21 protein-coding genes and 2 pseudogenes are annotated in these 21787 nt (G+C 73.0%); 11 read left to right on the forward strand and 12 right to left on the reverse strand.

The annotated features are described in order from the left end of the window. Positions 1-31 precede the first annotated feature (31 nt). The gene (locus tag ABZ098_RS16920) at positions 32-2275 is read right to left on the reverse strand and encodes a heavy metal translocating P-type ATPase (RefSeq protein WP_356591712.1); all 2244 of its coding nucleotides are present in this window, start codon (positions 2273-2275) and stop codon (positions 32-34) included. A gap of 159 nt (positions 2276-2434) precedes the next feature. On the opposite strand from ABZ098_RS16920, the gene ABZ098_RS16925 reads away from it, so the two are divergent. Further along, positions 2435-3400 (forward strand): hypothetical protein, encoded by a 966-nt coding sequence (locus ABZ098_RS16925; protein ID WP_356591714.1) that lies wholly within the window; start codon positions 2435-2437, stop codon positions 3398-3400. A 2-nt stretch (positions 3401-3402) separates the two neighbouring features. Here the strand turns inward: ABZ098_RS16925 and ABZ098_RS16930 are convergent, their stop codons facing one another. From ABZ098_RS16930 to ABZ098_RS16940, 3 genes are read right to left on the reverse strand one after another with little or no spacing between them, the layout of a single operon-like run. Further along, positions 3403-4278: a PhzF family phenazine biosynthesis isomerase gene (locus ABZ098_RS16930; RefSeq protein ID WP_356591716.1), complete on the reverse strand. Its 876-nt coding sequence runs from the start codon at positions 4276-4278 to the stop codon at positions 3403-3405. A 46-nt stretch (positions 4279-4324) separates the two neighbouring features. Beyond that, complete coding sequence (locus ABZ098_RS16935) at positions 4325-6145, reverse strand: glycoside hydrolase family 15 protein (protein ID WP_356591718.1); 1821 nt, start codon at positions 6143-6145, stop codon at positions 4325-4327. 59 nt (positions 6146-6204) lie between these two features. Beyond that, entirely contained in the window at positions 6205-6984 is a 780-nt protein-coding gene (locus ABZ098_RS16940) for a DeoR/GlpR family DNA-binding transcription regulator (protein ID WP_356591720.1), read from the reverse strand. Positions 6985-7108: 124 nt separating this feature from the next. On the opposite strand from ABZ098_RS16940, the gene ABZ098_RS16945 reads away from it, so the two are divergent. Further along, positions 7109-7993: an SIS domain-containing protein gene (locus ABZ098_RS16945; protein WP_356591722.1), complete on the forward strand. Its 885-nt coding sequence runs from the start codon at positions 7109-7111 to the stop codon at positions 7991-7993. An 8-nt stretch (positions 7994-8001) separates the two neighbouring features. After that, positions 8002-8853, forward strand: a complete 852-nt coding sequence (locus ABZ098_RS16950) for a class II fructose-bisphosphate aldolase (protein WP_356591724.1) — start codon at positions 8002-8004, stop codon at positions 8851-8853. Here ABZ098_RS16950 and ABZ098_RS16955 read toward each other — a convergent pair. After that, a complete protein-coding gene (locus ABZ098_RS16955) occupies positions 8831-9595 on the reverse strand; it encodes a class I SAM-dependent methyltransferase (RefSeq protein ID WP_356591726.1) in 765 nt (254 codons plus the stop codon). The genes ABZ098_RS16950 and ABZ098_RS16955 overlap by 23 nt on opposite strands. After that, positions 9588-10730, reverse strand: coding sequence for a methyltransferase (locus ABZ098_RS16960; protein WP_356591728.1), 1143 nt, complete (start codon positions 10728-10730; stop codon positions 9588-9590). The genes ABZ098_RS16955 and ABZ098_RS16960 overlap by 8 nt, the downstream gene beginning before the upstream one ends. A gap of 67 nt (positions 10731-10797) precedes the next feature. On the opposite strand from ABZ098_RS16960, the gene ABZ098_RS16965 reads away from it, so the two are divergent. The 4 genes from ABZ098_RS16965 to ABZ098_RS16980 are packed head-to-tail and all read left to right on the forward strand — an operon-like array spanning position 10798 to position 13887. Then, positions 10798-11439 carry an alpha-ketoglutarate-dependent dioxygenase AlkB gene (locus ABZ098_RS16965; RefSeq protein WP_356591730.1) on the forward strand — a complete coding sequence of 214 codons (642 nt, stop codon included), beginning with the start codon at positions 10798-10800 and terminating at the stop codon, positions 11437-11439. 37 nt (positions 11440-11476) lie between these two features. Then, entirely contained in the window at positions 11477-12721 is a 1245-nt protein-coding gene (locus ABZ098_RS16970) for an ROK family protein (protein ID WP_356591732.1), read from the forward strand. Beyond that, complete coding sequence (locus tag ABZ098_RS16975) at positions 12714-13436, forward strand: NUDIX hydrolase (RefSeq protein ID WP_356591734.1); 723 nt, start codon at positions 12714-12716, stop codon at positions 13434-13436. The genes ABZ098_RS16970 and ABZ098_RS16975 overlap by 8 nt, the downstream gene beginning before the upstream one ends. Before the next feature lies 1 nt (position 13437). Then, positions 13438-13887, forward strand: a complete 450-nt coding sequence (locus ABZ098_RS16980; RefSeq protein WP_356591736.1) for an RpiB/LacA/LacB family sugar-phosphate isomerase — start codon at positions 13438-13440, stop codon at positions 13885-13887. On the opposite strand, the gene ABZ098_RS16985 is transcribed toward ABZ098_RS16980, so the two are convergent. Together ABZ098_RS16985 and ilvY are read right to left on the reverse strand one after the other, a co-directional pair. Continuing rightward, entirely contained in the window at positions 13884-14873 is a 990-nt protein-coding gene (locus ABZ098_RS16985; RefSeq protein ID WP_356591738.1) for an NAD(P)-dependent oxidoreductase, read from the reverse strand. The two genes, ABZ098_RS16980 and ABZ098_RS16985, sit on opposite strands and share 4 nt — an antisense overlap. A gap of 39 nt (positions 14874-14912) precedes the next feature. After that, on the reverse strand, positions 14913-15770 hold the full coding sequence (gene ilvY, locus ABZ098_RS16990; protein ID WP_356591740.1) for an HTH-type transcriptional activator IlvY: 858 nt from the start codon (positions 15768-15770) through the stop codon (positions 14913-14915). An 85-nt stretch (positions 15771-15855) separates the two neighbouring features. On the opposite strand from ilvY, the gene ABZ098_RS16995 reads away from it, so the two are divergent. Together ABZ098_RS16995 and ABZ098_RS17000 are read left to right on the forward strand one after the other, a co-directional pair. Next, complete coding sequence (locus ABZ098_RS16995) at positions 15856-17325, forward strand: ketol-acid reductoisomerase (RefSeq protein ID WP_356591742.1); 1470 nt, start codon at positions 15856-15858, stop codon at positions 17323-17325. A gap of 54 nt (positions 17326-17379) precedes the next feature. Continuing rightward, complete coding sequence (locus ABZ098_RS17000) at positions 17380-17907, forward strand: SMI1/KNR4 family protein (protein WP_356591744.1); 528 nt, start codon at positions 17380-17382, stop codon at positions 17905-17907. 6 nt (positions 17908-17913) lie between these two features. Here ABZ098_RS17000 and ABZ098_RS17005 read toward each other — a convergent pair whose 3' ends face one another. The 4 genes and pseudogenes from ABZ098_RS17005 to ABZ098_RS17020 form a co-directional block, all read right to left on the reverse strand. Then, entirely contained in the window at positions 17914-18846 is a 933-nt protein-coding gene (locus ABZ098_RS17005) for a phosphotriesterase (RefSeq protein ID WP_356591746.1), read from the reverse strand. After that, on the reverse strand, positions 18840-19424 hold the full coding sequence (locus ABZ098_RS17010; protein WP_356591748.1) for a DUF4865 family protein: 585 nt from the start codon (positions 19422-19424) through the stop codon (positions 18840-18842). The genes ABZ098_RS17005 and ABZ098_RS17010 overlap by 7 nt, the downstream gene beginning before the upstream one ends. 10 nt (positions 19425-19434) lie before the next feature. Then, a pseudogene (locus ABZ098_RS17015) lies at positions 19435-19828 on the reverse strand (cupin domain-containing protein). Between the two features lie 12 nt (positions 19829-19840). After that, entirely contained in the window at positions 19841-20404 is a 564-nt protein-coding gene (locus ABZ098_RS17020; protein WP_356591750.1) for a TetR/AcrR family transcriptional regulator, read from the reverse strand. 186 nt (positions 20405-20590) lie between these two features. Between ABZ098_RS17020 and ABZ098_RS17025 the strand changes: the two genes are divergently transcribed. Both ABZ098_RS17025 and ABZ098_RS17030 read left to right on the forward strand, forming a co-directional pair. Beyond that, positions 20591-20884: an SHOCT domain-containing protein gene (locus ABZ098_RS17025; protein WP_356591752.1), complete on the forward strand. Its 294-nt coding sequence runs from the start codon at positions 20591-20593 to the stop codon at positions 20882-20884. After that, positions 20881-21645 (forward strand): annotated as a pseudogene (locus ABZ098_RS17030) (ABC transporter ATP-binding protein); the annotation flags it as partial. The gene ABZ098_RS17025 and the pseudogene ABZ098_RS17030, both read left to right, overlap by 4 nt. Positions 21646-21787: the final 142 nt, after the last annotated feature.

Consider the following 21787-nt stretch of genomic DNA (forward strand, 5'->3'; position numbering starts at 1 on the left):
CGGGACCGTTGAGGCTCCTCTGCCCGCCGGGTCAGCGGACCGCCTCGAACGACCGCAGGCGCAGCGAGTTGCCGACCACGAACACCGACGAGAACGCCATCGCCGCCCCCGCGAGCATCGGGTTGAGCAGTCCGGCCGCCGCCAGCGGCAGCGCGGCCACGTTGTAGGCGAAGGCCCAGAAGAGGTTGGACCGGATCGTCCCGAGCGTGCGGCGGGCGAGGCGAATGGCGTCCGCCGCCGCCCGCAGGTCGCCGCTGACCAGGGTCAGGTCACCGGCCTCGATCGCGGCGTCCGTGCCGGTGCCCATGGCGAGGCCCAGGTCGGCCTGGGCCAGCGCGGCCGCGTCGTTGACCCCGTCGCCGACCATCGCGACGGAACGGCCCTGCGCCTGGAGCCGCTTCACGACATCGACCTTGTCCTGCGGGAGGACCTCGGCGATGACGTGCTCCGGGGCGACACCGACCTCACGGGCGACGGCCTCGGCCACGGCTCGATTGTCACCGGTCAGCAGGATCGGGGTGAGCCCCAACCCCCGCAGCCGGGTGATCGCCTCACGGCTGGTGTCCTTTACCGCGTCGGCCACTTCGAGCACGGCCCGCGCCTCACCGTCCCAGGCGACCGCGATCACCGTCCGCCCGGACGACTCGGCCGTGGCCTTCATGAGCCGAAGCTCCTCGGGCAGCTCCATCGCCCAGTCGGCGAGCAACCGCTCACGTCCGACGAGGACGGCGTGTGTGTCGACGATGCCCTGGACACCGAGACCCGGAACGTTCGCGAAGTCCTCGGGCGTGGGCAGTGAGCCCAGCTTCTCCAGCGCCCCGTCGGCGACCGCGCGGGCCACCGGGTGCTCCGACGCGTGCTCCAGGGCGCCCGCCAGCCGCAGGACCTCGGCCTCGTCGGTGCCGTAGGACGTGTGCACGGCCAGCAGCGTCATCCTGCCGGTGGTGACGGTGCCGGTCTTGTCGAGGACGACGGTGTCGACCGCGCGCGTGGACTCCAGGACCTCGGGTCCCTTGATGAGGATGCCGAGTTGGGCACCGCGCCCGGTCCCGACCAGTAGCGCGGTCGGCGTGGCCAGGCCCAGGGCGCACGGGCAGGCGATGATCAGCACGGCGACGGCGGCGGTGAACGCGGCGGCCGTGCCGGCGCCGTTGCCGAGCCAGAAGCCCAGGGTGCCGAGCGCGAGCGCGATCACCACCGGTACGAACACCCCGGAGATCCGGTCCGCGAGCCGCTGGGCGGCCGCCTTGCCGTTCTGGGCGTCCTCGACCAGCTTGGCCATCCTGGCGAGTCGGGTGTCCGCGCCGACCCGGGTCGCCTCCACGACGAGCCGTCCGCCCACGTTGAGGGTGGCGCCGGTGACGGAGTCGCCGGGGGCGACCTCCCCCGGTACGGACTCACCGGTGAGCATCGAGGCGTCCACCGCGGAGGATCCCTCCACGACGGTCCCGTCGGTGGCGATCTTCTCACCGGGACGGACGACGAAGCGGTCGCCCACCTGCAACTCCCCGACGGGCGCGGTCTGTTCACGGCCGTCCGGGCGCAGCACGGTGACGTCCTTCGCGCCCAGCTCCAGCAGCGCCTTCAGGGCCGCGCCCGCCCTGCGCTTGGAGCGGGCCTCGAAGTACCTGCCGGCCAGGATGAACGCGGTGACCCCGGCCGCGGCCTCCAGGTACAGGTTCCCGGTGCCGTCACCGCGGGCGATCGTCAGCTCGAAGGGGTGTTTCATGCCCGGAGTGCCCGCGGTCCCGAAGAACAGCGCCCACAGCGACCAGCCGAAGGCGGCCGTCGTACCGATCGAGATCAGCGTGTCCATGGTGGCCGCGCCGTGCCGGGCGTTGGTGAAGGCCGCTTTGTGGAACGGCCATCCGGCGTACGTCACCACGGGCGCCGCCAGTGTCAGCGACAGCCACTGCCAGTACTCGAACTGCAGCGCCGGGACCATCGCCATCGCGATGACGGGCACCGCCAGCACCACCGCGGTCACCAACCGCTCGCGCAGGGAACGCAGTTCGCCGGACACCTCGTCGTCGGGGGCCGACGGTTCGGGTGGTGCCGGTTCCTGGGCCGTGTACCCGGTCTTCTCGACGGTCGCTATCAGGTCCTGGACCGAGACGTCCGCGGTGTGGGTGACCCGGGCCTTCTCGGTGGCGTAGTTGACGGTGGCGGTGACGCCGTCCATCCGGTTGAGCTTCTTCTCGATGCGCGCCGCGCACGAGGCACAGGTCATGCCGCCGATGGCGAGCTCGGTCTCGGCCGCTGCGGTGGTGGTCATCGCTGCTCCTCGTGGATACGGGGCGGGGGTATTCTGTGACGCGTCTCCTGTATACCCCCAGAGGGTATCTGGAGCAAGCCGAGGGGCGACTTGACTTCATACCCCCTGGGGGTATCGTGAAGCGCATCGGGAACCCCTGTCGAGCCGGAGGAGCCGGTCATGCACGCTGGACTGAAGATCACCGCGTTCGCCGCCGCACTGGCCGCGACGTTCGGTACCGCCTACGGCGTGGGCCAAGGCATAGGCCCCGTCGCCGACGACGAGCCGCCCGCCCGCCACGACGCGCACGCGGGCGGGGACTCCGTACAGTCGGGGGCCTCAGGGCACCCGGGGCACTCGGAGCACGAGTCGCCCCCGGCCGGCGGGCTCCAGATCTCCGAGAACGGCTACACGCTCGATCTGCGCACCCCCCGCCTCGCGGCCGGACGCACCGCTGAGCTCCGCTTCGCCGTCCGGGGCGACGACGGTCGCGCCGTCACGGCCTTCCGTCGGGAGCACGACAAGGAACTCCACCTGATCGTCGCCTCCCGCGACCTGAACACCTACCGCCATCTGCACCCCACCCGGGCCGCCGACGGCACCTGGAGCATCCCCGTGGCCCTGCCCCGGGCGGGCGGCTACCGGGTCTTCGCCGACTTCACACCCGACAAGAAGGGCGCCGAGAACCTCACCCTCGGCGCGGACCTGGCCGTGTCGGGCACCTACGCACCCCGGGACCTTCCGGCCCCGAACACCACGGCCACCGCCGACGGCTACGAGGTGAAGCTCGGCGGAGCACTGCGCCCCGGCGCCGCCCGCGAACTGAAACTGACGGTGTCCCGGGACGGCAGGCCCGTCACCGACCTCCAGCCCTACCTCGGCGCCTACGGCCATCTGGTCGCCCTGCGCTCCGGTGACCTCGCCTACCTCCACGTCCACCCGAACGGCGAGCCCGGCACCACCGCCGCCGGTCCGGACATCTCCTTCACGGCGACGGCGCCCAGCAGCGGCACGTACCGGCTCTTCCTCGACTTCAAGCACCGGGGCGAGGTGCACACCGCCGCGTTCACGGTCCGGGCGGGAGGAGCGGTTGCCGCGCCCGCGCAGGAGGTTCCCCACGAGTCCTCCGGCGAGCACGGCCACTGACCTCAGCCGATGCGGGCCCCCGCGCCCCCGACCCGGACCCGGGGGTCGCCCGCGCTCAGGGTCACCGTGAGCTCGCCGGGGCGGCCCAGGTCCTCACCCTGGCGCAGGGTGAGGACGGCGTCCTCGGGGACCAGACCGAGCTCCCGGGCGTACGCGCCGAACGCGGCGGCCGCGGCACCGGTCGCGGGGTCCTCGACGACACCACCGACCGGGAACGGGTCACGGACGTGGAACACGGTGCTCGACTCACGCCACACCAACTGGACCGTGGTCAGGTCCAGCCGGTGCATCAGGGCTTCGAGGCGCGCGAAGTCGTACGCCAGCTCCGCGAGGCGCGCGCGGGTCGCCGCCGCCAGCACGAGATGGCGGGCACCGGCGAACGCGATCCGGGGCGGGAACGCCGGGTCGAGATCGGTGGCCGGCCAGTCCAGGGCGGCCAGCGCCTCGGTGAGGTCGGCGTCGGAGATCTCCTCGACGTGCGGCTCGACGCTGGTGAGCGTGGCCCTGAGCGTCCCGCCCTCCTCGGCCACCGACACCGGCACGGTCCCGGCGGGTGTGGCGAGCACCAGCTCTCCCGGGCCGATCCGCTCGGCCAGCGCGAGGGCGGTCGCGACGGTGGCGTGCCCGCAGAACGGCACCTCGGCCTTGGGACTGAAGTAACGGATGCTGAACGTCCGCCCCTCCGGTCCCTTGAGCCCCTCGGGCGGCGCGGTCAGGAACGCGGACTCCGAGTACCCGAGCTCGGCGGCGATGGCCAGCATGTCGCCGTCGTCCAGAGTGGAGGCGTCCAGCACGACGCCGGCGGGGTTTCCGCCCTCGGGACTGCTGGAGAAGGCGGTGTAGCGCAGGATCTCGGGGCGCGGCGCGTTCGTCGTCATGCTGACGGCAACAGGGGACGGCTCCACGCCTATTCCGGCCGGCTCCTCAGCCGAGGGCCCGGTCCAGGTTGAAGGCCGCGCTGATCAGGGCGAGGTGGGTGAACGCCTGCGGGAAGTTCCCCTGCTGCTCGCCGGTGTTGCTGATCTCCTCGGCGTACAGGCCCAGGTGGTTGGCGTAGGTGAGCATCTTCTCGAAGGCCAGGCGCGCCTCGTCGATCCGGCCGGCGTGCACCATGGCCTCGACGTACCAGAACGAGCAGATCGAGAAGGTGCCCTCGTCGCCGCGGAGTCCGTCGGGGCTCGCCGCCGGGTCGTAGCGGTAGACGAGGGAGTCCGACACCAGCTCCTCGGTCAGCGCGTCGAGCGTGGACAGCCACTTGGGGTCGGTCGGCGCGATGAACTTGGTCAGCGGCATCATCAGCACGGCGGCGTCCAGCACATCGTCGTCCTCGTGCTGGACGAACGCCTGCCGGGACTCCGACCAGCCCCGGTCCATGATCCGTCGGTAGATGGTGTCCCGGCACTCCCGCCAGCGGTTCAGGTCGGCGGGCAGACCGCGCCGGTTGGCCATGCGGATCGCCCGCTCGATCGCCACCCAGCACATCAGACGCGAGTACAGGAAGTTCTTGCGGCCGCCGCGGGTCTCCCAGATGCCCTCGTCGGGCTGGTCCCAGTGCTCGCACACCCACTCCACCAGCGTGCACACGTCGTCCCACTGGCCGCTGGAGATCGGCTTGGCCCACTTGTCGTAGAGGTAGATCGAGTCGATCAGGGCGCCGTAGATGTCGAGTTGGAGCTGGTCGGCGGCGGCGTTGCCGACCCGGACCGGCGCGGAGCCCCGATGTCCTTCCAGATGACCGAGTTCTCGCTCCGTCAGATCGGTGCGGCCGTCGATGCCGTACATGATCTGGAGCGGCCCGGAGTGGCCGTGGCCGTCCGGACTGACGTGCCGGATCAGGAAGTCCATGAACTGCTCGGCCTCGCTGGTGAATCCGAGCCGCAGCAGCGCGTACACACAGAAGGCGGCGTCCCGCACCCACACGTACCGGTAGTCCCAGTTGCGCTCGCCGCCGAGCTGTTCGGGCAGGCTCGTGGTCGGCGCGGCCACGATGGCGCCGGTGGGCGCGTAGGTGAGCAGCTTGAGGGTGAGGGCGGAGCGGTGCACCATCTCCCGCCAGCGGCCACGGTACTTGGAGGCGGACAGCCAGTGCCGCCAGTAGGCGACCGTGCTGTTGAACTGTTCCTCGGCCTCGGTGCGCGCGCACCGGCGCGGGGTCACCTCACCGCCGACCTGGTCCAGGGCGAACACCGCCGACTCGCCCTCGGAGAGCTTGAAGTCGGCGCGTACGTCCGGGCCCTCGGTCTCCAGCGGCACGGTCGCGGTCAGGCCCAGCGACAGCTTCGGGGACTCGAAGACCGCGACGTCCCCGACCATGCGGAGGGTGTGCGGCTGGGCGCCGTAGTCGAAGCGCGGCGCCACGCGCGTGCGGAACGGGATCGAACCGCGGACACACACCACGCGCCGGATCAGCCGGTGCCGCTCGGCCTCCACCGTGTCGCCGTCGACCGGCATGAAGTCCTGGACCTCACCCACGCCGTCCTCGGTGTAGAAGCGGGTGATCAGGACGTTGGTGTCCGGGAAGTAGAACTGCTTGGTCCGCGCCGGCACGGTCGCCGCCAGCTCGAAGCGGCCCCCGCGCTCCCCGTCCAGGATCGACGCGAACACGCTCGGCGCGTCGAAGGACGGACAGCAGTACCAGTCGATGGTGCCGTCGGTCCCGACCAGCGCCACACTGCGCAGGTCGCCGATCAGACCGTGCTCGGCGATCGGCAGGTAGCCCGTGTGGTCCCCAGGTGATCCGCTCATCGCAGCCTCCTGCGGATCAGCCTAAGCAGGATCGGCCACGGGTGTCAGGGGAACGGCCCTCACACCGTGAGGACCCGCAACCCCGCCTCCTCGAACCGCCGGACCGTCTCGGGGGCCGCCGCCGAGTCCGTGACCAGGGTGCCGACCTGCTCGGCGGCGCAGATCCGGGCGAACGCCCGCTGCCCCAGCTTGCTGGAGTCGGCGGCCACGACGACCCGCTCGGCCCGCTCGCACAGCAGCCGGTTGATCGCGGCCTCCGCCTCGTCGTGGGCGGCGGCCCCGTGCGTGACGTCGAAGGCGACGACACCGAGCACCGCCACATCGAGGGTGACCTGACCGAGCACCCCGTCCGCGAGCGGCCCGACGAGCTCGTACGACTGCGGGCGCGCGACCCCGCCCGTCAGCACGATCTTGAACTGGGGGCGTACGGCCAGCTCGTTGGCGATGTTGAGCGCGTTCGTGACGATCGTCAGCGCGGGGGAGCCGTCGGCGAGGTCTCCCCGCACGGCGAGCGCCCTCGCGACCTCGGTGGTGGTCGTGCCGCCGGTCAGTCCCACGGCCTCGCCGGGCGCGATCAGGTCCCCGACCGCCTTCGCGATGCGCTGTTTCTCGGAGGCGTGGCGGGCCGTCTTGTACCGCAGCGGCAGCTCGTACGACACCCCGTGCACGACCGCCCCGCCCCGGGTGCGCACCAGCATCTGCTGCTCGGCGAGCTGGTCGAAGTCACGGCGGATCGTCGCGGCCGAGACCTCCAGCTCGACGGCCGCCTCCTCGACGTCCAGCCGGCCCCGCTCGACGAGCAGCTCCAGCAGCGCCTTCCACCGGGCGTCCCGCGACATCCGCACCCTCCGTCCCTCGCCTTCCCGGCGACCTTAACGCACCCTTCCTGGGCACGGATGCTTGAATGTGCTCGAAAAGAGGCTATATCTTGCAAGAACAAGCACAGCGAGCGAGGGGTAGGGCATGACCCATGTCGAGGACGAGCTGACCAGCCAGCCGGAGTGCTGGGAACGGGCGGAGGCGGAGGCCGTACGCCACTTTGGCGCCCTTCCGGCGCGCGGCGAGCGGGTGGCGATCATCGGGTGCGGCACGTCGTACTTCATGGCCCAGGCGGCCGCCGTGCTCAGGGAGAGCGCGGGGCAGGGCGAGACGGACGCCTTCGCCGCGTCGGAGTTCCCGCGCGGCCGCTCGTACGACCGTGTCGTCGCCCTCACCCGCTCCGGTACGACCACCGAAGTCCTCGACCTCCTCGGGCAGTTGAAGGGGCGTACCCGCACCACGGCCCTCACCGCCGACCCCGCCACCCCCGTCATGACCGCCGCCGACGAGGTCGTCGTCCTCGACTTCGCCGACGAACGCTCCGTCGTCCAGACGAGGTTCGCGACCACCGCCCTCACCCTGCTCCGCGCCCACCTGGGCCTGCACACCGACGCCGTCGTCGCCGACGCCCGTACCGCGCTCGCGACTCCGGTGCCCGAAGAGCTCGTCGGGTGCACGCAGTTCACCTTTCTCGGCCGCGGCTGGACGGTGGGGCTGGCCAACGAGGCCGGACTGAAGATGCGCGAGGCCTGTCTCGCCTGGACCGAGGCCTACCCGGCGATGGAGTACCGGCACGGCCCCATCAGCGTCACCACCCGGGGCACCGCCACCTGGATGCTCGGCGACGTGCCCGAGGGACTGGCCGAACAGGTGCGGGAGACCGGCGCACTGTGGGTGCCGGGCGCCCTGGACCCCCTCGCCGAACTGGTCCGTGTGCAGCGTCTCGCGGTCGCCGTCGCCGCGGCCCGCGGCCTCGACCCGGACCGGCCCCGCCACCTCACCCGCTCGGTGATCCTCGCCCGCCCCTAGGAGACGCCGTGCCCCTGGCCACCACCGGCGAACTCGTCACCCGCGCAGCCGCAGCCCGCTCCGCCGTCGCCGCCTTCAACATCATCACCCTCGAACACGTCGAGGCCGTCATCACCGGCGCCGAGACCCTGGACGCGCCCGTGGTCCTCCAAGTCAGCGAGAACGCCGTCAAGTTCCGCCACGGCCGCCTCCACCCACTCGCCCGAGCCGCCGTCACCGCGGCCGAACGCGCCGCCGTACCCGTCGCGTTGCACCTCGACCACGTCAAGAGCGACGAGCTGCTCCGCCAGGCGGCCGACGCCGGCTTCGGCTCCGTGATGTACGACGCCGCCCACCTGCCCTACGCCGAGAACCTCGCCGCGACCCGGGCCGCCGCCGACTGGGCGCACTCCCAAGGGCTCTGGATCGAGGCGGAGTTGGGCGAAGTGGGCGGCAAGGACGGCCGCCCCCCGCTCGACGCCCACGCCCCCGGCGCCCGCACCGACCCCGCCGAGGCCCGCGCCTTCGTCACCGACTCCGGTGTGGACGCCCTCGCCGTGGCCATCGGCAGCGCCCACGCGATGACCGAGCGCACCGCCACCCTCGACCACGATCTCCTCAAGCGTCTCGCCACCACCCTGGACGTCCCCCTCGTCCTGCACGGCTCCTCCGGAGTCCGCGACGAGGAACTCACCGCGGCCGTCGCGGGCGGCATCGCCAAGGTCAACGTCGGCACCGCGCTGAACCTCGCCATGACCGGCGCGATCCGGGAGTACCTGGCGGCTCACCCCGAGGCGGTGGACTCGCGCAAGTACCTCAGTGCGGGGCGGGACGCCATGGTCGAGGCGGCCCGACGGATCATCCTGCTGCTCGCGCGGTGAGGACGGGCTGGTAGAACCCGCCGGACGCCGGCTCGTGCCAGCGCACGTCGGCGAACCCGGCCGCCGTGACGAACTCTGTGAGCTGTGCGCGGGTCAGCGCCCACGAGGTCGTACGGCGGACGCGGACGGCCCAGTCGTCCCCGCCGCCGGGCCGGAGCTGGAAGTACTCCTGGTCGTAGCGCTCGCCGTCCTCGTGCCAGTGCCACAGCTGGAAGGTGATCATCCGGCCGTCGGAGCCCTCCGACACCTGCGGGGGCGCGGCCCCGGGCCGGGTCCGGCGGATCTCGTCGTAGTCCCTGAGGGTGAGCAGCAGCAGACCCCCCTCCCGCAGGACGCGCCGCATGTCCGCGAGGGCGGCCGTCACGTCCGGGGCCGTCAGCAGATGGGCCAGGGAGTTGTCGGCGCAGACGACCGTGTCGAAGACGGACGGCGCGAACGGCAGTCGCCGCATGTCGGCGGCGGCCGTCGGCAGCCGGGCGCCGCGCGTCGCCGCCTCCGCCGCGGCGCGCGCGGCCGCGACGGGACTGAGATCGCTGCCGACGACCTTGTGCCCGGCCTGCGCCAGCCCGATCGCCTGGGTCCCGATCCCGCACGAGCAGTCCAGGATCCGGAGGGGACCCGGCCCCAGGAGGGCGCCCAGGGCCGCCGCCTGCCGCGCCATGCTCGCGTCCCAGTCCGCGAAGATCCGGTGGTAGTCGGGAGCCAGCGAGTCGTAGAAGTCCCGCGCCGAGGAATCAGTCACTCGACCTTTTTACCGCCTTGAGCACCACGAACTTGGGGTCGCTGGCGACCAGTTGAGAGTTGCCGAACAGTTTCCGCAGCTTCACGTGGTATCCGAGGTGCCGGTTCCCGACCACCCACAGCTCGCCGCCGGGCCGCAGCGTCCTGCGCGCGTCGGTGAACATCCGCCAGGCCGTCGCGTCGGTCGTGGCCTGGTGGGAGTGGAACGGCGGGTTGTTGAGGACGAGGTCGACGCTGCCCGTCGGGACCCCCGTCAGACCGTCCCCGACCCGGAACTCCGCCTGCCCCGGCACCCCGTTCGCCTTGTACGTCCCCTCCGCCGAGGCCACGGCCTGGAAGGACTCGTCGACGAACAGCACCTCCGCCTCGGGATTGGCCAGGGCCACGGCCGTACCGACGATCCCGTTGCCGCAGCCGAGGTCCACGACCCGCTGGGAGCCGCGGCTGTCGGGCAGGTGCTGGAGGAAGAACCGGGTGCCGATGTCGAGCCGGTCCGCGCAGAAGACGCCCGCGTGGTTGACGACGGCCCGCCCGGAGGCGGCACCGATGCCGTCCGGGAGCGAGTAGCCGTACGGCCAGGGGTTGGCGGGCCGTTCGAGCGACGGCTCGGGTGTGCAGAAGACGAGCCGGGCCTTCTTCTCGGCGAGCGAGGTGCGGGTCGGGCCGAGGATCCGCTCGAACAGCTGGAGCGTGGAGGTGTGGATCTCCTTGACCATGCCGGTGCCGACGATCACCGTGCCCTCGTGCACCGCGGGCGCCAGCCGCGCGAGCTGGTCCTCCAGCAGGGCCAGGCTCTTGGGAACCCGCACCAACAGGACGTCGACACGGCCGGGCGGCGGGTCCTGCGTGGTGAGCAGCCGCACGGCGCCGGGCTCGACGCCCGCGCGCGCGAGGTTGGCGCGGGTCGCCTCCTGGCTGAGGAAGGAGTCGGTGATCTGCGTGGGCCGGTGTGCCGCCAGCGCGGTGACCAGGGCGCCCCAGCGGTCCCCGACCACCACCACCGTCCCGGACAGCGCCACCCCCTCGTCCGCGAGATGCCTCAGCAGATACTCGTCGGAGGCGTCCCAGGCGCGCAGCCGGTCGCGCGGGTCCTCGGGGAAACGGGTGAGGGCGAGCTCGCCCCAGGGCGTCGTCATTCGGTCGTCCATCGTGCGTCCAGGCTAGCCGAGCCGCAGCTCAGGCCCGCTCGGGCAGGATGGAACCATGGACGCCGAGCTGTTCCCCCGAGCCCGTACGGTGCTCGCCCCGGGCGCGGTGCACGTGCCGGACTGGCTGACCCCGGCCCGGCAGCGCGAGCTGCTGGCGGCCTGCCGGGACTGGGCACGGCCGCCCGCCGGACTGCGCACGGTCCGCACCCCGGGCGGCGGCACGATGACCGCACGGCAGGTCTGCCTCGGCTGGCACTGGTACCCGTACGCCTACGCCCGCACGGTCGTCGACGGCGACGGGACACCGGTGAAGCCCTTCCCGGCCTGGCTGGGCGAGCTGGGCCGGGAAGCGGTGCGGGACGCCCTGGACACCGACGCCTCCGGATACGACATCGCACTGATCAACTTCTACGACGGCGACGCCCGCATGGGCATGCACCGCGACAGCGACGAGCAGTCGGACGCGCCCGTGGTCTCCCTGAGCCTCGGCGACACCTGCGTCTTCCGCTTCGGCAACCCCGACACCCGGACCAGGCCGTACACGGACGTCGAGCTGCGCAGCGGCGACCTGTTCGTCTTCGGTGGCCCGTCGAGGCTCGCGTACCACGGGGTGCCCCGCGTGCATCCGGGCACCGCCCCGCCCGAGTTGGGGCTGTCGGGACGGCTGAACATCACGCTGCGGGTCAGCGGCCTCTAGACCGGGGTGACGAACGGATCATGGGAGACTCGCCCTCATGAGCGGCAAGGCGGACCCCCGGCCGGCGGGGGAAGGGACCACCTCGAGGGCGCGGCTGGACCGGGGGCGCGGTGCGCTCGGGCCCGCGCTGGAGCTCGTGCACACCGGGCGGGCGCCCACCCGGGCCGTGCTCACCGCCGAGCTCGGGGTGACGCGGGCGACGGCCGGCGCGGTCGCCGCGGAACTGGAGGCGCTCGGGCTGATCCGCGTCGACGCCCGGCCCACCGCGGCCTCCGGTTCGCAGGGCAGGCCCTCGCACCGGCTCGCGGTCGCCGAGGACGGCCCGGTCGTGCTGGCCGCGCAGGTGCACGCCGACGGCTTCCGGGCCGCCCTGGTCGGTCTGGGCGGCCGTATCGTCGCCACCGCCCCCGGCTGCGAGACCGTCGACGCCGACCCGGCGAAGGTCCTCGGCTCCGTCGTGGAGGCGGGCGCCGACCTGCTGCGCACGACCGGCAGACGCTGCGTGGGCGCCGGACTCGCCGTGCCGTCCGCGGTCGCCGAACCCGACGGGCTCGCCCTCAACCCCCTCCACCTGGCCTGGCCCGCGGGCGCCCCCGTCCGCCGCATCTTCGGCGAGTGCGTACGCGCCGCCGGCATCACCGGACCCGCCTTCGCGGGCAACGACGTCAACCTCGCCGCACTCGCCGAGCACCGCCACGGCGCGGGCCGCGGCGCCCGCGACCTGCTGTGCGTGGCGACCGGCCACCGGGGCGTGGGCGGCGCCCTGGTGCTCGACGGGCGGCTGCACACGGGCAGTTCGGGCCTGGCCCTGGAGGTCGGCCACCTCACCGTGAACCCCGAGGGCCGCTCCTGTTACTGCGGCAGCCGCGGCTGCCTGGACGTCGAGGCCGACCCGCTGGCCCTGCTCACGGCGGCGGGACTCGACCCCGGCCCCGAACAGTCCCTGCTCCGGCAGGCCGACGACCTCGTCCGCGACCACTACGACGACCCCGCCGTCCGCAGGGCGGCCGAGTCCCTGATCGACCGCCTGGGCCTCGGCCTCGCCGGTCTCGTCAACATCCTCAACCCGGACCGCATCATCCTCGGCGGCCTCCACCGCACCCTCCTGGACGCCGACCCCGGGCGCCTGCGCGCGGTCGTCGCCGACCGCAGCCTGTGGGGACAGAGCGGCGGCGTCCCCATCCTGGCCTGCACCCTCGACCACAACAGCCTGGTCGGAGCGGCCGAGTTGGCGTGGCAGCCGGTGCTGGACGATCCGCTGGGGGCCCTGACCCGTGGCTGAACTGCTCGAAGCCGAGACGCTGCGCCTGGTCGAGGTGGCGCCCCCGGCGCTCCCGCCGCAGACGCGCACGGCCATGGACCGCGAGTGGGGCGAGGCCGTCCTGGCCAACCCGGCGCTCTTCGACGGCCCGGTGGCGGTCTGCGCCGGACTCTCGCGGGAGGACCCGGACACCCTGCTCGTCTCCTGGTCCCGGACGACCTACCGCTACTTCGCCCTGCGCCGCGTCCCGGGCGCCTCCGTCCTGCGGTCCCTGTTCGTGAGCGTGGTCCAACCGACGGACGACGGACGCCTACTGGTCGGCCGTATGTCCACGTCCACCGCCGCGCCCGGCCGCTGGCAGTTCCCGGGCGGATCGGTGGAACCCCCCACCGGCGACGAGCCGCTCGACGAGCACGCGCTGCGCCGCCACGCGGCCGTGGAACTGGCCGAGGAGACCGGCGTCGACCACCCGGCCGCCGACCTCACCCGCTGTCTGGTCACCTACGGCGAGGACGGACAGGTCGGTGTCCACTACCTGGCCCCGCCCGTGCCCGCGCCCCTGCTCCACGAGCGTTACGAGGCACTCGTCGCCGACGAGACGGCACGCGGGCGCGTCCCCGAGTTCGACCGGATCACCCTCGTCGGCTCACCGGCCGAACTGCCGGACCTCGCCGGTCCGCACGTCGCCTACCTGGAACCCCTCGTCCGCTGGACGCACCGCCGAGTAGGCTCGTGACATGCGGATCTCCGTCTCCTCGGACATGGACGAGCCGGTCGCGCGCACCCTCCTCGACGAGTTGCGGGCACGCGGCCACGAAGTCGTCGCGTACGGCGCCCTGAGCCCCGGCGCCGACCCGCGGTGGGCCGCCTGCTCCGAGGCCGCGGCCCGCGAGGTGGCCGAGGGGACGGCCGACCAGGCCGTCGTGTGCTGCTGGACCGGCACCGGCGCCTCCATCGCCGCGAACAAGGTCCCCGGCGTACGGGCCGCCCTGTGCACGGACGCCTACACCGCGGACGGCGCCCGCCGCTGGAACGACGCCAACGTCCTGGCGCTCAGCCTCCGCCTCACCTCCGAGCCGCTGCTCAAGGAGATCCTCGACGCCTGGTTCACCGCGCGGGCGAGCGAGGACGCCGAGGACCGGGAGAACGTGGCCCGGGTGGGGCACCTGGACACCGGCCGGGCCTAGAAGCGCGTGGCCGGTCGGACGTCGAGCGGTCCCGCCACCGTCAGCTCGCCGTGGTCGACCAGCCACCGCACCGACTCCAGTACGGCCGCCTCCGGCTCGTGGCGCGGGGCGTAGCCGAGGAGGGTCCTGGCCTTGTCGATGCTGAGGTACTGGCTGCGGTGCAGGTGCTCCCAGCTCGCCTCGGCGTGTTCGGGGGCCGTCGTCTCGCGGAACTCCTCCCAGGTCACCGGCTCCAGAGACGCGGTCCGGCCGAACCAGCCGGCCGCGATCCGGGCGTAGCCGCGGACGTTCAGCGCGGAGGGGGCCACGATGTCGAAGTCCTCTCCCGACGCCGCCTCCCGGCGGTCGATCGCCCGCTCGAAGGCCTGTGCCACGTCGTCCGCGTGCACATGGTGCATCAGCTCGGCGCCGCTGCCGGGGATCTTCAGCGGCTGTCCCGCCGAGAGCGCGTACCAGACGGCGGGGTCGAGGCTCCCCAGCGGGCCGATCGGATGCCAGCCGGGGCCGACGATGTGCCCGGGGTGCAGGGACGTGGTCACCAGGCCCCCGGCAGCGGTCTCCTCCTTCAGCATCCGGGCGATCCGGTCCTTCTGGATGCCGTACTCCCCGACGGGCGGGGTGCCCGTGGCCTCGGAGATCGGCAGCTTGTCGGCGGGGCCGTGGCGCCACACGCTGCCGCAGTGCAGCAGGTGCCCGATCTCGCCGCGCAGCCGCTCGACCAGCGCGGTGGCCGAATCCAGGGTGAAACAGACCAGGTCGACGACGACTTCCGGGCCCAGCCCCGCCACGCGGTCACCGAAGGTGCCCTCGCCGTCCTCCCGCTGCCGGTCGGCGACCACCTGACGCACATGCCGCCACTCGGGGGCTTCCGTGTAGGCGGTGCGGGTGCCACGGCTGATGTTGATCACTTCATGGCCGGCGCGGACCAGTCGGGGGACCAGGAAGGTGCCGATGTGCCCGCTTCCGCCGATGACGACGACTCGCATGCTCTCCCCATCGGTGTCGGGTCGCTTGGATCAGTCTGGTCAGGCCACCGGCGGCGCCGTCAAGCTCCACAGTGCCGCGACCAGCGGCCGGCGCAGGTCGGCCCGGCGCACGCACAGACCGATCGGGAAGTCCTCGGGAAGCGGATCGGCGGGCACCTCCGACAGCCGTGCGCGCACCGCGCTGTGTTCCAGTACGAGGCGGGGGACCACGCCCGTGCCGCAGCCCAGGGCGACCAGCGTCAGCAGCCCTTCGTGGCCGTCGGGCTCGCAGGCCACGTCGGGGGCCGTGCCCCGGGCGCGGAACCAGCGGTCGGCCGCCTCACGGACGAGCCCGCGGTGGGGGAGGACGAACGGCCCGTCCAGGTCCGGGTCCGGGCGGTCCCGCGCGGTGACGAGGACCAGCTCGGTCACCGCTACCGTCCGGCTCACCAACCCCTCCGGCAGCCGGGCCGGGATCCCCGCGACGGCCACGTCCACCTCGCCCTCGTCCAGCCTGGCCAGAGCGGCCGCCGCGTCGCCGGTGCGCAGGTCCAGCCGTACCTGCGGATGGGCCGCGCGGAAGGGCGCCAACAGGTCGGGCAGCAGGGCCTGGCAGGCGGTCACCGTCGCGAACACCGCGAGGCGGCCGGTCAGTTCGGCCGGGTCGGGGTGCTCCTCCCGGTAGGCACGCCACAACTCCAGGGCCTGGACGGCGTATTCGCGGAAACGGTGACCTTCCGCGGTCAGAGACACCCCGCGCGGGCCACGGTCGAACAGCCGGTGCCCGAGGTCCGCCTCCAGCCGCTGCACGGTCCTCGTCAGCGTGGCCGGACTGACATGGCAGTCGAGGCTCGTCCGGCCGAAGTTCAGCGTCCGCGCGAGGTGCAGGAAGAGCCGCAGCTCCCGGTGATCATCCACGTGACCTGGGCCTTTCAGTTCATGCAACAGCGCGCTGCGGAAGTTGCGCTTGCCGCAACGCTCGGCCGGAGCCTACAACTCCACCATGACCTCCACCACGTACGCCTCCGGCGTCTTCGCCCTCGAGACCATGGACGTCCCCGGCGGCACCGAGACCGTCCTGCGCGGCGGCCGGCACCTCTTCCCCCTGCTGCCGCGGGCCTTCGCCGGGGTCCGGCGCATCGGTGTGCTCGGCTGGGGCCCGCAGGGCCGCGCCCAGGCGCTCAACCTGCGCGACTCCCTCGCCGGCACGGACATCGAGGTGGCCGTGGGCCTGCGCACCGGCTCCCGCTCGGCCGCCGACGCGCGTGCCCACGGCTTCACCGAGGAGGACGGCACCCTCGGCGACTGGCTCGCGGTCGCCGCCGACAGCGACCTGGTCGTGCTGCTGATCGCCGACGCGGCGCTCGCCGCCCACCACCCGGAGATCTTCGCGGTGCTCAAGCCCGGCGCCGCGATCGGACTCTCGCACGGCTTCCTGCTCGGCCATCTCCGGGAGAACGGCGGCGAGTTCCCCGCGGGCCACCCCGTGATCGCCGTGTGCCCCAAGGGCATGGGCGACTCCGTGCGCCGCCTCTACCAGCAGGGCGCCGATGTCAACGGCGCCGGGATCAACAGCAGTTTCGCCGTGCACGCCGACCCCGACGGCCGGGCCGTCGACCTCGCGCTCGGCTGGGCGGTGGCGCTCGGATCGCCGTACACCTTCCGGACCACGCTGGAGAGCGAATACCTCTCGGACATCGTCGGTGAGCGGGCCATCCTGCTGGGGGCCGTCCACGGCATCGTCGAGACGCTGTACACGCGGTACCGCCTGGCCGGGGACGACGAGATCACGGCGTACGAGAGGTCCTGCGAGAACGTCACCGGGCCGATCGCCCGCACCGTCTCGCACTCCGGCCTGCGCGCGGTCCGTGACGAACTCCCACCGTCCGGCCGGGAGGTCTTCGACCGGGCGTACACGGCGACCTACGGGCCCGCCCGCGAGATCGTCGCGGAGATCTACGACGAGGTCGCCGACGGCACCGAACTGCGCAGCGTGATCCTGGCCGAACGGCGGCTCGGAGCACGGCCGATGAGCGGGATCGGCGGGTCCCCGATGTGGCGTGCCGGTGCCGAGGTGCGCGCACGGCGGGGCCGACGGGAGGTGCCCGTGGACCCGTTCACCGCCGGTGTCTTCGTCGCCACCATGCTCGCCCAGATCGACGAGTTCGCCGAACGCGGCCACCCCTGGTCGGAGATCGTCAACGAGTCGGTCATCGAGGCCGTCGACTCCCTCCTGCCCTACATGCACACGCGCGACGTGGCGTACATGGTCGACAACTGCTCCCGCACGGCCCGTCTCGGTGCCCGCCGCTGGGGCCCGCGGTTCCAGGCCGCCTACGAGCAGATCGCCTACCCGGCCGCCGAACTCCCGGCGGACGAAAGCCTGGTGGCCGCCTTCGTGAGCCACCCCGCCCACGAGGCGCTGGCCGCGGCAGCGAAACTGCGGCCCTTGGTGGACATCTCGGTGGCGTAGGTCTGTCGCCGCGGCCAGGGGCCGTTGTCAGTGCCGGCGACTAACCTGCGGGGCATGATCGACACGACCGACTACGACCGCGCCTTCCCGCCCGCCCTGGCCGACGTGGCCCGCGCGGAGTTCGACTACGACGACGGGGACGGCGTCGACTTCGAGCCGTACGACGCCTTCGACTCCGCCGAGGAGACCACCGACTGGCTGCGCAACTGGACCGGCAACCACGCGCTGGACGGCGACGCCTACCGGGTCTTCGGGCAGGACGGCACCGGAGGCCTCGCCGCCCTGTGGCGCGTGCGGCCGGGGCGCCCCCTCGTCGAGCAGCCCGTCGTGTTCCTGGGCTCGGAGGGCGAGCGCGGTGTCGTCGCGGCCAGCCTGTCCGACTTCCTGTGGGTGCTCGCCGACGGCCTGGGGCCGATGGAGGTCGTGGAGCACGAGCGGTACGACGCCCGCCCGAACCCGGCGCTCACCGCCCTCGCCGAGCGCCACGCGACCACCCCGCGCCGCTCCACCCGCGACATCGTCACCGCCGCCCGGTCCGAGTTCCCGACCTTCTCCGAGGACATCGACGCCCTCTGCCGGTGAGCGGCGTCAAGACCCCGCCCACTCCACGGCCAGAGCCCGACCAGGGTTGTCGGTGAGCATGCGCCGCACCAGTTCCTCACCCAGGTCGCCCAGCTCGACCGCGAGCCGCGGCCGCACCCGGCGCAGCAGATACGGCATCCCCGGGCCCCCGTTGACCGACCGGGCGGCCGCGGTCGTGGTGTCGCCGCCCAGGAGCACACGGTCCCCATGACCCGCCTCGACCAGGGCCCGTACGGCGTCCGGCATGCGCCAGTCCGTGGCGTGGTGGGCGCGCGAGGGCCCGTCGAAGGCGAGGTAGCAGCCCGATGCCGCGGCCTGGCGGTGCACGGTGAAGTCGGGGGAGCGGTTGAGGTGTCCGAGGACCACCCGCCGCGGCGGCACCCCCAACTCCCCGCAGAGCAGGTCCAGTACGTCCAGCGCACCGGTCCCCAACTCCAGGTGGACGGCGATCGGCGCCCCCGTCGCGTGGTGGGCCTCAGCCGCCGCGGTCATCGTCCAGCGGGCGTGGGCGTCCAGCGCGTGGAAACCGCCCGCCACCTTGATCAGCCCCGCCCGGACCCCCGACGTCCCGATGCCCTCGGTCAGTTCGGCGACGAACACGTCGGCCAGCCTGCCGCGCAGCCCGGCGAGCGTGGCGTCGTCGTAGTGGACGGCCTGGTGCAGTCCGGTCGCGGCGACGATCCGCACCCCGGTCTCCCGCGACAGCGGCGGCAGATCGGCGGCCCGCCGCCCCAGCCCGTACGGCGTCCACTGCACCACGGCGCCACCGCCCAGCGCGGCGAACGCGGTCAGCTCGGCCCGCGCGGCGGAGAGACTCCGCAGTTCCTGCCCGGGCAGCTGGGGACTGCCGAAGAACAGATGATCGTGAGCGTCACACACACCGAGCTGCTCGGCGGGGACGTCACCGGCCACCGTACGGACCGCGGCCGCCCTCACCACTGTCGTCCCCGCGGCAGCCGCTCCCGGCCCGGCGCCGACACGTGCAGCACCTCGAACACCTCGCCGTCCGCCTTGGGCGACTCGTGCGTCCAGAGCGAGAAGTGGACGAGCTCCCAGCGCGCGGTGTCCACGGCGGCAGCCGCGCACACCGCGCCGTCCTCCCCGGCCAGCCGTTCCACCTCACCCACCGCGTCCGCCGTCACCCCGGCCAACTCCGCGCCCTCGGGCACCGGTTGCCGCCGCCGCACGGCCCACCGGGCGGGGGAGCCGGCGGCGCCGCCCTCCTCGTACGACAGCCCTGTCCACTGCCGTACCGACGGCCGCCCGAAGTCGTCGCTGAGCCCCTGGAAGGCGCCTCCCCAGAGGAAGGTGTTCATGCCCTCCACGGTGTTCCAGAGGTAGAAGGGCGCGTACTGGTTGACGGGCGAGCCGTTCGCCCCGCGCTCGCGCACCAGGTACGTCTTGAAGCCGAGCCCCTCCCAGTCGTCCAGCAGGTGCCCGATCCGGGCCACGCGCGCGCGGATGACGTCCATGTCGTAATCGGCGGGCAGGGTGAGTTCGTACTGCATGGCGTGCATCGGCGTCTCCTCAGGCGGGGTAGTCCTCGGGGGCGACATGCGCGTCCCAGTCGGTCGTCGAGCCGTCCTCCGCGGCCTCGACGACCGCGAGATGGGTCATGGAGGTGCGCGGCCCGGCCCCGTGCCAGTGCCACTCGCCCGGTTCGATCCACACCGTGTCGCCCGCCCGGATCGGCTCGGCGGCGGCGCCTGCGCTGCACCAGGCCCTCGCCCTCGGTGACGTACAGCACCTGGCCGTGCGGATGGCGGTGCCACGCGGTGTGCGCGCCGGGGGCGAAGCGGACGTCGAACATCCGCAACCGGGACGGGGCGGCCGGTGCGGCCAGTTCGTCGAGCCACACCGTCCCGGTGAAGTTCTCGGCCGCCCCCTGCCGGGTTGCGGGGCGCTGTCGGGTGATCCGCACGTAGCTACTTCCTTACGACGAGAGGGGTGTGAGCAGCGAGAGCAGGCCTCGCACTCCGGTGTCGAACGCGGCGGGCGAACCGGACGCGCGGGCGAGGACATAGCCGCCCTGGACCGTCGCGAGGACGGTCGCCGCGATCTCCTCGCCGTCCAGTGAGGCAGCGAACTGGCCCTGTTCCTTGCCCTCTTCGACGATCCCGGCGATGCGCTCACGGATCCAGTCGATCGTCTCGTCGACCGGCGCGCGCAGTTCGTCGCTGGCGACGACGTCCGGATCCATCGTGAGGCGGCCGATCGGGCAGCCGCGCAGCACGTCGCGCTCGCGCCGCAGATACGCCTCGATGCGCTCGTACGGCGTGCCAGGGCCGCCGAGTACTCCCTCCGCGGTGGCCCGCAGCTCCTCGGCCGTCCGGCGGATCGCGGCCAGGGCGAGGTCGGGCTTGCCCTTGAAGTGGTGGTACATGCTGCCCTGTCCGGCGCCCGCGCGCTCCAGGATGGCCTTGGGGCTGGTCCCCACATAGCCGCGCTCCCACAGCAGCTCACGGGTGGACTCGATCAGTCGGTCCGAGGTGCTCATGCGCTCACTGTACATACTAGTAGTTACAGAAGTCGAGACCCTCGGGGAGCAGGCGGAACAGACCCGCGTACTCCCCGGGAGGTACACGCACTGCCGCTGGCCGTACGACGACTCGGCCCTCTCCCCGGAGCCAGTCTCGAAGCATCACCGAACGACACCCGCAGCACTCCAGGGAGATGAACCGACATGCAGACTCTCGCGAACTGGGACGGCGGCCCGGGCCCGTGGATCCTCTTCTTCCCGCTGATCTGGGCGGCCGTCGTCCTCGGCGTCGTCACCGTCCTGCGCCGCACCGTCTGGCGCGGCCGTCGAGGACCGTGGCGTGCCATGGCCGACGCCCGGCCCTCCGGCGACTCGCCGATCGCCGTGCTCGGCCGCCGCTTCGCCTCCGGCGAGATCGACGAGGACGAGTACTGGCGCCGACTGTCCGTCCTGGACGAGCAGTTCGGCCGCACGGCGGGCAAGGGCGGTGCGGCATGACCGCCACGACCACCACGACCGCTGCGGCGAGGACGCTCCCGGCCGCCCGCGTGGTCGACGCCGTGAAGGTGTACGGCAGCGGCGCCACCGGCGTGCGGGCCCTGGACGGGGTGAGCGTCGACTTCCCGGCCGGCCGCTTCACCGCGATCATGGGGCCCTCGGGCTCCGGCAAGTCCACCCTCATGCACTGCGCGGCCGGCCTCGACACGCTCACCGAGGGCGCCTCCTACATCGGCGACACCCACCTCGGCTCCCTCGACGACCGTCGCCTGACCCTGCTGCGCCGGGACCGCGTCGGCTTCGTCTTCCAGGCGTTCAACCTGGTGCCGACGCTGACCGTCGAGGAGAACATCCGGCTGCCGCTGGACCTCGCGGGTGTCGGGGGCGACCCCGAGTGGATCGACGCCCTGATCGACGTCGTCGGCCTGCGCGACCGGCTCCACCACCGGCCGGCCGAGCTCTCCGGCGGTCAGCAGCAACGCGTCGCCGTGGCCCGGGCGTTCGCCGGCCGACCCGACGTGGTCTTCGCCGACGAGCCCACCGGCAACCTCGACTCCCGCTCCGGCGGCGAGGTCCTCGGCCTCCTCGGCGGGACCGTGCGCCGGACCGCCCGCACGGTCGTCATGGTCACCCACGACCCGGTCGCCGCCGCCCACGCCGACGAGGTCGTCTTCCTCGCCGACGGACGCCTGGTGGACCGTATGGAAGCCCCGACCGCGGACAGGGTCCTGGACCGCATGAAGGCCTTCGAGGCGCCCTCGCCGTCGCGGACAGATCCGTCCGTGCGAACGGAGCCGCCGTCGCGGGCGGGGGCGTCCACGCGGACGGAAGCGCCGTCCGGGCCGGAGGTCCCCTCGCGGACCCAGGCGCCCTCGCGGACTCAGACGTCCTCGCGGACCCAGG

This window comes from Streptomyces sp. NPDC006335 (assembly GCF_040612795.1).
GTDB lineage: Bacteria > Actinomycetota > Actinomycetes > Streptomycetales > Streptomycetaceae > Streptomyces.